11 protein-coding genes and 1 pseudogene are annotated in these 11,245 nt (G+C 68.8%); 5 read left to right on the forward strand and 7 right to left on the reverse strand.

Going from position 1 to position 11,245, the window contains the following annotated elements:
- On the forward strand, window positions 1-852 hold an 852-nt coding region (locus VNR91_RS03220), incomplete at its 5' end, for a chromosomal replication initiator protein DnaA (RefSeq protein WP_325489352.1).
- Between the two features lie 8 nt (window positions 853-860).
- Here the strand turns inward: VNR91_RS03220 and VNR91_RS03225 are convergent.
- From VNR91_RS03225 to secB, 4 genes are all read right to left on the reverse strand, one after another.
- Window positions 861-1,334: a GAF domain-containing protein gene (locus VNR91_RS03225; protein WP_325489353.1), complete on the reverse strand. Its 474-nt coding sequence runs from the start codon at window positions 1,332-1,334 to the stop codon at window positions 861-863.
- Window positions 1,335-1,384: 50 nt separating this feature from the next.
- Window positions 1,385-2,392 carry a tryptophan--tRNA ligase gene (trpS, locus tag VNR91_RS03230; RefSeq protein ID WP_325489354.1) on the reverse strand — a complete coding sequence of 336 codons (1,008 nt, stop codon included), beginning with the start codon at window positions 2,390-2,392 and terminating at the stop codon, window positions 1,385-1,387.
- An 8-nt stretch (window positions 2,393-2,400) separates the two neighbouring features.
- Complete coding sequence (murJ, locus tag VNR91_RS03235) at window positions 2,401-3,960, reverse strand: murein biosynthesis integral membrane protein MurJ (RefSeq protein ID WP_325489355.1); 1,560 nt, start codon at window positions 3,958-3,960, stop codon at window positions 2,401-2,403.
- Between the two features lie 115 nt (window positions 3,961-4,075).
- Entirely contained in the window at window positions 4,076-4,588 is a 513-nt protein-coding gene (secB, locus tag VNR91_RS03240) for a protein-export chaperone SecB (protein ID WP_325489356.1), read from the reverse strand.
- A 130-nt stretch (window positions 4,589-4,718) separates the two neighbouring features.
- Here secB and VNR91_RS03245 point away from each other — a divergent pair, with 130 nt between their 5' ends.
- From VNR91_RS03245 to VNR91_RS03260, 4 genes are all read left to right on the forward strand, one after another.
- Entirely contained in the window at window positions 4,719-5,396 is a 678-nt protein-coding gene (locus VNR91_RS03245) for a Tim44/TimA family putative adaptor protein (protein WP_414712367.1), read from the forward strand.
- A 117-nt stretch (window positions 5,397-5,513) separates the two neighbouring features.
- Window positions 5,514-6,773 (forward strand): murein transglycosylase A, encoded by a 1,260-nt coding sequence (locus VNR91_RS03250; protein ID WP_325489357.1) that lies wholly within the window; start codon window positions 5,514-5,516, stop codon window positions 6,771-6,773.
- Between the two features lie 25 nt (window positions 6,774-6,798).
- The gene (locus tag VNR91_RS03255; protein WP_325489358.1) at window positions 6,799-7,302 is read left to right on the forward strand and encodes a Smr/MutS family protein; all 504 of its coding nucleotides are present in this window, start codon (window positions 6,799-6,801) and stop codon (window positions 7,300-7,302) included.
- A 76-nt stretch (window positions 7,303-7,378) separates the two neighbouring features.
- Window positions 7,379-9,061: a putative bifunctional diguanylate cyclase/phosphodiesterase gene (locus VNR91_RS03260; RefSeq protein ID WP_325489359.1), complete on the forward strand. Its 1,683-nt coding sequence runs from the start codon at window positions 7,379-7,381 to the stop codon at window positions 9,059-9,061.
- Here the strand turns inward: VNR91_RS03260 and dapE are convergent.
- From dapE to VNR91_RS03275, 3 genes and pseudogenes are all read right to left on the reverse strand, one after another.
- Complete coding sequence (dapE, locus tag VNR91_RS03265) at window positions 9,022-10,146, reverse strand: succinyl-diaminopimelate desuccinylase (RefSeq protein WP_325489360.1); 1,125 nt, start codon at window positions 10,144-10,146, stop codon at window positions 9,022-9,024. The genes VNR91_RS03260 and dapE overlap by 40 nt on opposite strands.
- Before the next feature lie 140 nt (window positions 10,147-10,286).
- Window positions 10,287-10,952, reverse strand: coding sequence for a glutathione S-transferase family protein (locus VNR91_RS03270; RefSeq protein WP_325489361.1), 666 nt, complete (start codon window positions 10,950-10,952; stop codon window positions 10,287-10,289).
- A 24-nt stretch (window positions 10,953-10,976) separates the two neighbouring features.
- Window positions 10,977-11,245 (reverse strand): annotated as a pseudogene (locus VNR91_RS03275) (hypothetical protein); the annotation flags it as partial.

Genomic DNA, 11,245 nt, shown 5'->3' on the forward strand with positions numbered 1-11,245 from the left:
GGCCATGCCTTCAGCGCGGCGTGCCCCGATGCGTCGTCGCTGTACATGTCGGCCGAACGCTTCATGTTCGAATTCGTGCAGGCGCTGCGCAATCGCGATACCCACGCGTTCAAGGCGCGGCTGCGCGGGGTCGACCTGCTGATGATCGACGATCTCCAGTTCATCTCCGGCAAGGATTCGACGCAGGAGGAGTTCTTCCACACCGTCAACGAGTTCATGGGCGCGGGCAAGCGGCTGGTGATCGCGTGCGATCGCTCGCCCAACGTGCTCGACGGGATCGAGCCGCGGCTGCTCAGCCGGCTCCAGTCGGGGCTGGTCGCGGACATCAAGCCGCCCGAGCCGGGACTGCGCCGCGCGATCCTCGATCGCAAGCTGGAGGACATGCCAGACGCGCGCGTGCCGGAGGCGGTGCTGGAACTGCTGACCACGCGCATCACCGGCAGCGTCCGCGAGCTGGAGGGGGCGCTCAACCGGGTCGTCGCCTATGCCCAGCTGATCGGCCAGTCGATCACGCTCGATTTCGCGGTGGAGACGCTGGGCGAGGCGCTGAAGGGCGCGCAGCGGCGGGTGACGATCGACGAGATCCAGAAGGCGGTGTCGGCGCATTTCGACCTGAAGCCGATCGACCTGCTGTCGGCGCGGCGTGCGGTGGCGGTGGCCCGGCCGCGCCAGATCGCGATGTACCTCGCCAAGCGGCTGACGACGCGATCGTTGCCCGAGATCGGCCGCAAGTTCGGCAACCGCGACCATTCGACGGTGATCCACGCGGTCAAGCGGATCGAGGACCTGCGCGCGAAGGATGCCGAGATCGACGGCGCGGTAACGGCGCTGATGCGGACGCTGGAACGATAGGACGCAGACTAATCGCCGGGTCGGCGGGACAGGATCACGGCGACGCGCGCGGCAAAGTCGTGCAGTTTCGCGACCAGCGCCGCAGTATTCAGCGTCCGCGCACCGGGATCGATCGCGCACAGCGTGCCATAGAACTGACCGCCGGTCAGAAAGATCGGAATCGACGCATAGCTTTCAAAGCCATAGAGCATCGGTGTCGGATGCGTGCGCCAATCCTCGTCGATGCTGATCTGATCGACGATCACCGCCACGCCGCTCTGACGAATTTCGTCGCAGATCGTGGTCTTCAGCTCCAGCTCATCACCGGGATTGAGCCCGAATTCGATCTTGTCGAGCACCTGCGCGGCGATCCAGCGTCGGTCGGTGACTCGGGCGACGGCGGCGAAGCCCATCCCGGTCAGGTCGCAAATCTCCCGCAGGATTGCCCGTATCTCATCGTTGTCGCCATCGTTGACAACCTTTTGGGCGGATTCGTCGAGCACGGAATTAATGTAGAGAATTGAGCGGGATACGCAATAGAATCACGCCGCGCTCAAATCTGCAATCCCATCGCCTGCTGTGCGGCACGCAGCGTCGGCGCGGCCAGCACCGCAGCCTTTTCCGCTCCCCTGCTCAGTTCCGCCGAAACCGCCGCGCGATCGTCGAGCAGCCGGGTCAGCTCCTCGCGGATCGGCCCCAGCACCGATACCGCCAGGTCGGCCAGCGCCGGCTTGAACGCGCCGAAGCCCTGTCCGGCGAATTCCTCGACCACCGATTGCGGGGTGCGGTCGGCCAGCGCGGCGAAGATCGTCACCAGATTCTTCGCCTCCGCCCGGTCGGCGAGCTTGTCGAACGTATCGGGCAGCGGTTCCGGGTCGGTCTTGGCCTTGCGGAACTTGGCGGCGATGTCGTCGTCCGAATCGACCAGATTGACCCGCGCCATTTCCGACGGGTTGGACTTGGACATCTTGGCCGTCGCATCGCGCAGGCTCATGATGCGCGGCGCGTCCTTGCTCACCATCGGCTCGGGCAGCGGAAACAGGTCGACCTCGAAGTCGTTGTTGAACTTGGTGGCGATGTCGCGCGCCAGCTCCAGATGCTGTTTCTGGTCCTCACCCACCGGCACATGGGTCGCCTTGTAGAGCAGCACGTCGGCGGCCATGAGCACCGGATAGTCGTACAGCCCCGCGCTGGCGCCCTCACGGTCCTTGCCGGCCTTGTCCTTGAACTGGGTCATGCGGTTGAGCCAGCCGACCCGCGCGACGTTGTTGAGCAGCCACGCCAGTTCGCTGTGCGCGGGGACGCGGGTCTGGTTCCACAGGATCGACTTGGCCGGATCGATGCCGGCGGCGATCATCGTCGCGGTCATTTCCAGCGTGTTGGCGGTCATTTCCGCCGGCGGGATATATTCGGTCAGCCCGTGGAGATCCGCGATGAAATACATCGTCTCGCCGCCCTGGCCGGCAACCTCGTCCTGCATCCGCACCCACTGCTTCACCGCCCCCAGATAATTGCCGAGGTGGAGATTGCCGGTGGGCTTGATGCCGGAAACGACGCGCATGACAGTCCTTAGCTTCGGCGGCGAACCAGCGCCTTGAGATCGGCGATGCGGAACGCGCGGGTGATGAAACAGGCGATCGCATAGGCCGCCACGCCGATGCTGACCAGAGCGGCCAGCGCCGCCAGCCGAATCCAGAAGCCGCCGAGCAGATACGGATCGAGCAGCCGTTCGGTGGCGAACAGCGCCACGCCCATCAGCACCGCCGCCGCCGCCAGCCGGGGCAGGCGGCGCCGCAGCCGCGCATCACTCTCGAAATGCCCGCGCCTGCGCAACGTGGCGTAGAGCATCGCGACGTTGATCGTGGAGGCGATCGCGGTCGCCAGCGGCGGCCCGATATGGCCGATCAGCGGGATCAGCGCGAGGTTGAGCGCCAGGTTCACCCCGACCGAGATCGTCGCGTAGCGCACCGGGGTGCGCGTATCGGCGCGCGCGTAGAAACCGGGCGTGAGCACCTTGACCAGCACATAGCTGGGCAGGCCGATCGAAAAGGCGCTGAGCGCCCAGCCGCATTTGATGGTGTCCTCGGCGGTGAACGCGCCGTGCTGGAACAGGCCGCGGATGATCGGCTCGGCGACGACCATGAACGCGACGGTGGCGGGCAGGGTCAGGAACAGCGCCAGCTCGACGCCGCGGTTCTGCGTCTCCATCGCCTCCGCGTCCTTGCCGTGGGACAGCAGCCGGGAGACCGTGGGCAACAGGATCGTGCCGAGACCGATGCCGATCAGCCCCAGCGGCAACTGGTTCAGGCGGTCGGCATAATAGATGTAGCTGATCGAACCGGGATCGAGCAGCGCCCCGGCGAGCGCGGTCGACACCAGCAGGTTGATCTGCACCGCCCCCGCGCCGGCGGCGGCCGGGACGATGAGCTTGAACAGCGCGCGGACGTCGTCGTCGATGCGCGGCATCCCCAACCGCAGCTTCACGCCCGCACGGCGGCACGCCCACAGCAGCCACAGCAATTGCAGCAGGCCGCCGACCGGCACCGCGATCGCCTGGACCCGCGCGGTTTCATAGGGGTCCGGCCCGTGGAAGAACCACAGCCCGGCGACCATCGCGATGTTGAGCAGGATCGGCGCGGCGGCGTTGACCCAGAATTTGTCGAGCGAATTGAGGATGCCGCCGAGCAGCGACACCAGGCTGATGAGCGCGAGATAGGGCAGGGTGATCCGCGACAGCGTCACCGCATAGTCGAACTGTGCCGGCGTCGGATCGTGGAAGCCGCCCGACAGCAGCCAGGTGACCGGCCACGCCGCGACGATCAGGATCGCGGTGAACAGCAGCAGTATCGGCAGCAGCACCGCCAGCGCGCGCTCGGCGAAATGCAGGCCGGCGGGCAGGCCGCCGCCCTCGGCCACCTTCTTGTTGAACATCGGGATGAACGCGGCGGCGAAGGCGCCCTCCGCGAACAGCGCGCGGAACATATTGGGCAGGCGGAACGCAACCAGGAACGCATCCGACGCGAACCCGGCGCCGACGAATGTCGCCTGAAGCGAGTCGCGCAGCAGCGCCAGTACGCGGCTGACCAGCGTGAGGCCGCCGACCGATCCGAGCGAGCGAGCGAGATTCATGGCCCGATGCTCCCCCCGTTCGCCCTGAGCTTGTCGAAGGGCCGCCCTTCCTCGCGGAAAAAAGAACGGTGCTTCGACAAGCTCAGCACGAACGGGGCAGGGGTCGGGATCGGTCTCAGGCCTGCCCGGCCGGCTCGCCCTGCGCGAGCTGTTCGGCCTGCGCGGCCTGTTGCAGGTAGAGCGAGCCGAAATCGATCGGATCGAGCATCAGCGGCGGGAAGCCGCCGTCGCGCACCGCTTCGGCGACGATGTGGCGCGCGAACGGGAACAGGATGCGCGGCCCCTCGGCCAGCAGGAACGGTTGCAACTGATCGTCGGGGATGTTGCGCAGCCCGAACAGGCCCGCATAGGAAAGGTCGACCACGAAGGCGACCTGGCCGTCCTCGTTCTCGGCGCGGGCGTCGATCTTGAGCACGACCTCGAACACGTCCTCGCCGACCTGCGCCGATGCGATGTTGAAGCTGACGTCGATTTTCGGCGCGCCGGTCGCCTGATAGATCGCCGGGGCGTTCGGGTTCTCGAACGACAGGTCCTTCACATATTGCGAGAGCACGCCCGCGACCGGGGCGGTATCCGCGCCGTTGGCGAGCGGTTCGCCGGTGCCGGTATCCAGGCTCTCTTCGGCCATTTTTCAGTCCCTTCGTGGATGTTGGCGGGCAGGTGCGCCACCCGAGAAAATCAGCGCCCGCGCCTAGCAGCGGCGGCTAGGCGAGACAATGCCGGTGCGAGCGTATTTGAATGTTGGGCGCCGCTCGCCTATGTTGAGCGTTCGAGAGGTCGGAGGTCCGGTGCTGTTCTACGTTGTTCTCCTTGCCATGGTCGCGGCGTTCCTGGCGCTCCGGCTCTATTCCGTGCTCGGCAAGCGTACCGGCCATGAACAGACCCCGTTCAAGCCGGCGGAGGAGCGGCTGACCGCGTCGCCGCTGCCGCGCACGATCGACGTGACTCCCGAACACCGCGAGGTCGCGCCGCGCGCGATCGAGAGCGGCGCCGAAACCGGCCTGCGCGCGGTGGTCGCTGCCGATTCGGGCTTCGACGTCGCGCAGTTCCTCGATGGCGCCAAGACCGCCTATCGCATGATCCTCGAATCCTATTGGAAGGGCGATCGCGAGACGCTGGGCTGGCTGTGCGAGGATTCGGTCCGCGCCGAATTCGAATCGGCGATCGCCGAGCGCGAGGCGAGCGGCGAGGTGCTCGACAACCGTCTGGTCAGCATCGAGCGCGCCGTGATCACCGAGGCGCAGGTCGACGGCAAGCTGGCGCGGATCACCGTGCGGTTCGACGCCGACGTCGCCGCGATCACCCGCGACAAGGACGGCAACGTCATCGCCGGATCGCTGACCGACGCGGTCGAGACGCACGAGCTGTGGACGTTCGCCCGCACGCTGCGCAGCGGCGATCCCAACTGGAAGCTGGCCGACACCGACGAGGCGTGATCGGTTCCCTCGCCGCGCGGCGCTTGTCGGCCGCGGGGTGTTTCTTCTAACCCCTCCCGGATAGGGACTCCGCTGGATCGGGGCGGACGGGAGGCGCGCGTGCGTGGATTGGCCTTGATGGGAATGCTCGTGCTGCTTGGCGGCTGCGCGAGCGCGATCGTGCCCGGCGGCGACCGGCCGGGGATGCCGTCACCGCCACCCCACCCAGGCGATCAGCCGCCGGTGCGCCAGCCGACCCCGTCCACCCCGATGACCCCACAGCCCGCCGCCACGCCGCCGGCCGGCGCCGCGACGGCGGTGGCGGCCGGGCTGGTCGCCGGCCCGGCGATCGCGTCGCTGCCGATTTCCCGCGACGGCGCGGCGCGCGCGCTGGCGTCGTTCCGCGCCTCCTGCCCGGCGATGATGCGGCGCACCGACGTGTCGGGACTGACCCGCGCCGGCGACTGGACCGCGGCGTGCCAGGCGGCGGGCGGCGTCCGCGACGGCGACGCGCTGGCGTTCTTCGCGCGCCATTTCGAGGCGGTGCAGGTTGGCGACGGCAAGGCGTTCGCCACCGGCTATTACGAGCCGGAGATCGCCGGATCGCGCACCCGCCGCGCCGGCTATGAGGTGCCGGTCTATGCCCGGCCCAAGGACATCATCGAGGTCGACCTTGGCCTGTTCTCCGACGATCTGAAGGGCAAGCGGATTCGCGGCCGGGTCAAGGACCAGGCGTTCGTCCCCTATTACGACCGCGCCGAGATCGATCGCGGCGCGCTGGACGGGCGCGGGCTGGAGATCGCCTGGGCGGCGGACCCGGTCGAGTTGTTCTTCCTCCAGGTCCAGGGCTCTGGCCGGTTGCGGCTGCCCGACGGCGGGGTGATGCGGATCGGCTTCGACGGGCAGAACGGCCGCGACTATACCGGTATCGGCGCGCTGATGCGCGATCGCGGGCTGCTCAAGCCGGGGCAGGCGTCGATGCAGGGGATCATGGCGTGGTTGCGCGCCAACCCGGTCGAGGGCCGCGCGATCATGGAGGAGAACAAGAGCTGGGTGTTCTTCCGCGAACTGACCGGGCCGGGGCCGCTCGGCGCGATGAACGTGCCGGTGGTCGGGCAGGTCAGCGCCGCGGCGGACCCGAAGTTCGTGCCGCTGGGCGCGCCGGTGTTCCTGTCGATGGATCGCGCCGACGCCGACGGGCTGTGGATCGCGCAGGATACCGGCGGCGCGATCAAGGGCGCGAATCGCATCGACACCTTCTGGGGCGCGGGCAGCGACGCGCGCGCGATCGCCGGCGGCATGTCGGCGCGCGGCACCGGCTTCCTGTTGCTCCCGGCCGGCACGCTGGCGCGGTTGCAGGGCGGAGGGACCGTTGGCGGAGCGCCATCTCAGCGCTGAAGAAGCGGCGCTGTGGCGCCGGGTGATGGCCACCGTTCGGCCGATCCGGCCGGGGGCGTCGACGCTGATCCCGCCCGCGCCGAAATCGGCTCCGGCGCCGGTGCGCGCCACGCCGCAAGCCCCTGCACGCCTGCCGAAATCCGCGCCGAAATCCCCGCCGAAACCCGACGCGACGCGCACCACGCTCGACGGCAGCTGGGATCGCCGGCTGGCGCGCGGGCTGGCGTCGCCCGATCGTACCGTCGATCTGCACGGCCATGGGCTCAACGCGGCGTACATGATCCTGGATCAGGCGCTCGAGCGTGCGGTCGCCCACGACGAACGGCTGATCCTGCTGGTGACGGGCAAGCCGCCGCGCCCCGAATCGGAACGGCCGCACGCGCGCGGCGCGATCCGGGCGGCGGTGGGAGACTGGCTGGCGGCGTCGCGCCATGCCGATCGAATCGCGACGGTGCGCGGCGCGCATCCCCGTCATGGCGGGGCGGGTGCGCTCTACATCATTCTGCGCCGGTCGCGACCGGTTTCTTAACCCTTCGCCGTCACCATGCCCGGTCTTGAGGACAGGCGCGCGAGCGCCGGACGGGGACGGACGCACCACGCGGATAATGGAGAATTTCTCGCTCAAGAGTCGCGCGATCGCCTTTGCGATGTGTGCCGGCGCGATGGTGTTCATCCTCGCGCTGGTGGCCACGTCGGGGGGGCGAATCGATGGATCGGGCGCGGCGCGCGCGCTGATCCCCGCGATCGTGTGCGCCGCGATGTGCTGGGCCTACGCCGAACGCACGATCGGCCTGCCCGCCGCCGCCATCGATGCCGCGATCGCCCGACTGGCCAGCGCGGGCAACGGCGACCTTGAAAGCGACGTCCCGCCGGAGGTGACCGAACTGGTGCCGCCGCTGGCGGAGGCGATGCGCGGGCTGTTCGGCCAGCTCCACACCCATATCGAGAATGTCCAGCGGCTTGCGATGTTCGACCCGGTCACCGGGCTGGCCAATCGCACCAATTTCCGCCGCAGCGTCGAACGCACGCTGGCCGGGCTGGAACCGGGCGCGACCGCCGCGATCTTCTTCATCGACCTGGACCGGTTCAAGGTGGTCAACGACACGCTGGGCCACGCCACCGGCGATCAGTTGCTGGCGATGGTCGCCAACCGGCTGCGCGCGGTCGCCGAACGATTCGCCCCGCGCGACACGCTGCCGCTGCCGCTGATCGGGCGGCTGGCGGGCGACGAATTCACCCTGTTCTTTCCCGCGCTGGCCAGTGCCGGCGACGCCGACCGGATCGGGCGCGGCATCCTGTTCGCGCTGGGCGAGCCATTCGGGCTGGCCGATCAGGAGATCGCGATCGGCGCGTCGATCGGCATCGCGATGCGGCCCGAACACGGCACCACGCTGACCGATCTGATGCGGTCCGCCGACGCGGCGATGTATCACGCCAAGGAATCGGGCCGCGGCCGCGCCGAGCATTTCACGGAGCGGCTGGCCGGGGAGATCGCCGAGCGGGCGCAGCTTGAGGCCGATCTGCGCGACGCGATCGACGGCGACCAGTTCACGCTGGTGTTCCAGCCGCAGGTCGCGATCGGCCAGGGGCGGATCGTCGCCGCCGAGGCGCTGCTGCGCTGGCGGCATCCGTCGGGCGAGATGCGGCTGCCGGGCAATTTCCTGCGTCGGGCGGAGGAAACCGGGCTGATCGTCGAGATCGGCGACTGGGTGGTCGCCAATGTCGCGGACACCATCGCCCGGTGGGGCGCCCTGGGCATCGACGCGCGGCTGGCGGTCAACATCAGCGCGCGCGAGATCGACCACGCCAGCTTTTTCCGCCGCCTGCGCGAGGCGATGGTGGCGGCGAACGCGCCGGCGGCGCTGCTCGAACTCGAGCTGACCGAGACGCTGGCGATGCATTGTTCGGACGAGGTGCTCGACGCGATCAAGGCGCTGCGGGCCGACGGCGCGACGGTGGCGATCGACGATTTCGGCACCGGCTATTCCAACCTGCCGCGCCTGCGCCATTTGCCGGTCGACCGCATCAAGCTCGATCGCAGCCTGACCGAGCATGTCGCGACCCAGGCCAACACCCGGGCGATCGCGCAGGCGGTGATCAGCCTGGTCCACGGCCTCGGCTTCGAGGCGGTCGCCGAGGGGATCGAAGAGGATGTGCAGGCCAATGTGCTGCGCGTGCTCGGCTGCGACGTGATCCAGGGCTATGCCGTCGCCCCGCCGATGGACGAGCGCGCCTTCCTCGCCTGGGTTCAGGGCGACGCCAGCGCGCGCTGGAGGATGTCGGCGTAGACCGTGGTCAGCGCGCGCAGGTCGTCGATCGCCACCGCCTCGTCCAGCTTGTGCATCGTCGCGTTGAGCAGGCCGAATTCCACCGTCGGGCAGAGCCGTGACAGGAATCGCGCGTCGGAGGTGCCGCCGGTGGTGTTGAGCGTCGGCCGCACGCCCAGCACCGATTCGATCGCGTCCGACACCAGCGCGGAAAACGGCCCCGGCGCGGTCAGGAACGCCTCGCCAGAGATCATCGCGCGCACCGTCGCGGCGGGCGCGTGGCTGTGGACCACGCTGGTGATCAGCGCGACCAGATCCTCGCCGCGCTGCTGGTCGTTGAACCGGATGCTGAGCCGCGCCGACGCCGCGCCGGGGATGACGTTGGTCGCGGGATTGCCGACGGTCAGGTCGGTCGGCTCGATGTTCGACGGCTGGAACCATTCGCTGCCCTGGTCGAGCACGATGCGGTCGATCTCCGCCAGCGCGGCGATCAGCCTGGGGATCGGATTGTCGGCCAGGTGGGGATAGGCGACATGCCCCTGCCGGCCCGGCACGTCGATCCAGATATTGACCGATCCGCGCCGGCCAATCTTGACCGTGTCGCCCAGCCGGGTGGTGGATGTCGGCTCGCCGACAAGGCACAGGTCGGGCGCGATTCCGCGTTCGGCCATGCGATCGATCAGCGCGCGGGTGCCGTGCAGCGCCGGCCCTTCCTCGTCGCCGGTCAGGATCAGGCTGACGGTGCCGTCGCCGGCTTCGGGCGGAAGTGCGGCGATGAACGCGGCGATCGCCCCCTTCATGTCGACCGCGCCGCGCCCGTAGAGGAGGCCGCCGCGCACCGCGCCCTCGAACGGCCCGCTTTCCCAGCCCGCGCCGGGCGGCACCACGTCGAGGTGCCCGGCAAAGGCGAAGTGCCGCCCGCCCGTGCCGCGCACCGCCAGCAGGTTCTCGACCTCGTCACCGGCGACGAACCGCTCGACCGCGAAGCCCAGCGGCACCAGCGCCGCCTCGACCACGTCGAACACCGTCCCGCGCGCCGGGGTCACGCTTTCGCACTCGATCAGCGCCTTTGCCAGGGCGACGACATCGTTCGGATTTTCCACCATGACAGGGGGCATTGCCCAAGCTCGACCGCGACGCAATCCCGCAGGCCGATCGCTTGCCTGTCCAACGTCCTCCGGCGCGGTGGCGCGGCCGGCTATTGCACGACGATCGGGCCCCTGATCGGACCCGCCGGATCACATGATCAGGCCGGCGTCTTCTCGAACTGCTCGATCACCCACTCCTCTTCCTGCGCGGCGGCGATCCAGTCCTGCATGAAAGGGTGTTCCAGCACCGCCTGCATATAGGCCGGGGCGAAGCGCGCGACCGGCAGCGAATGGGTGACGAAGCGGGTCACCACCGGCGCGAACATGATGTCGACCGCGCCGAACGCGCCGAACAGGAAGTCGCCGTCGCCGCCGTAGCGCGCCCGCGCCTGCGCCCACAGTTCCATGATGCGCTGGATGTCGGCGAGCACGTCGTCATCGGGGGTCTGCGGCGGATAGACCTGGCGGATGTTCATGCTGTGCTTGCGGCGCAGCGCGGCGAAGCCCGAATGCATCTCCGCCGCCATCGACCGCGCCATCGCCCGCGCGGCGCCGTCCTGCGGCCAGAATTTGTCGCCGCCTGATCCCTCGTTCAGATATTCGACGATCGCCAGGCTGTCCCACACCACGACGTCGCCGTCCCACAGGATCGGCACCTTGCCGGACGACGGCGCGAATTCGTCGCCCTCGCGCCGCTTTTCCCATTCCTGGTCATAAAGCGGGACCACCATTTCCTCGAACGGAAGCCCCGATTGCCTGCACGCGAGCCAGCCGCGCAGCGACCATGACGAATAGGCCTTGTTGCCGATGATGAGCTTGAGCATGGGCGCCGGCTTAGCGGCAGGGTGTTACAGGCGCAAATGGATGCCGCGCCGGTGCAGCGGCGCCAGCACCGCCAGCACCACCGCCAGCACGATCACCCCATACAGCGCGGAGCTGAGATACGGCGCGTTGAGCAGCGCATCGATCCGCGCGAAGCTCCACGCCGGCAACGTCACCCGTCCCCCGCCATCGGGGATGATCGCGTGCAGCCCGACGATGCCGATCAGCAGCGAGATCATGTAGCCGAGCAGCGCGTTCATCCCCAGAATGTGGAACGGCGCGAGCCACCGCCGCG

The organism is Sphingomonas sp. (assembly GCF_035555815.1).
Lineage (GTDB): Bacteria > Pseudomonadota > Alphaproteobacteria > Sphingomonadales > Sphingomonadaceae > Sphingomonas.

Bases quoted from the DNA above. Each gene is read 5' to 3' on its own strand.
- secB (WP_325489356.1), bottom strand. From the start codon at position 4,588: ATGGCCGAAGAGAGCCTGGATACCGGCACCGGCGAACCGCTCGCCAAC.
- dapE (WP_325489360.1), bottom strand. From the start codon at position 10,146: ATGGTGGAAAATCCGAACGATGTCGTCGCCCTGGCAAAGGCGCTGATC.
- trpS (WP_325489354.1), bottom strand. From the start codon at position 2,392: ATGCGCGTCGTTTCCGGCATCAAGCCCACCGGCAATCTCCACCTCGGC.
- VNR91_RS03270 (WP_325489361.1), bottom strand. From the start codon at position 10,952: ATGCTCAAGCTCATCATCGGCAACAAGGCCTATTCGTCATGGTCGCTG.
- murJ (WP_325489355.1), bottom strand. From the start codon at position 3,960: ATGAATCTCGCTCGCTCGCTCGGATCGGTCGGCGGCCTCACGCTGGTC.
- VNR91_RS03260 (WP_325489359.1), top strand. From the start codon at position 7,379: ATGGAGAATTTCTCGCTCAAGAGTCGCGCGATCGCCTTTGCGATGTGT.
- VNR91_RS03245 (WP_414712367.1), top strand. From the start codon at position 4,719: ATGTTGAGCGTTCGAGAGGTCGGAGGTCCGGTGCTGTTCTACGTTGTT.
- VNR91_RS03255 (WP_325489358.1), top strand. From the start codon at position 6,799: ATGGCCACCGTTCGGCCGATCCGGCCGGGGGCGTCGACGCTGATCCCG.
- VNR91_RS03250 (WP_325489357.1), top strand. From the start codon at position 5,514: ATGGGAATGCTCGTGCTGCTTGGCGGCTGCGCGAGCGCGATCGTGCCC.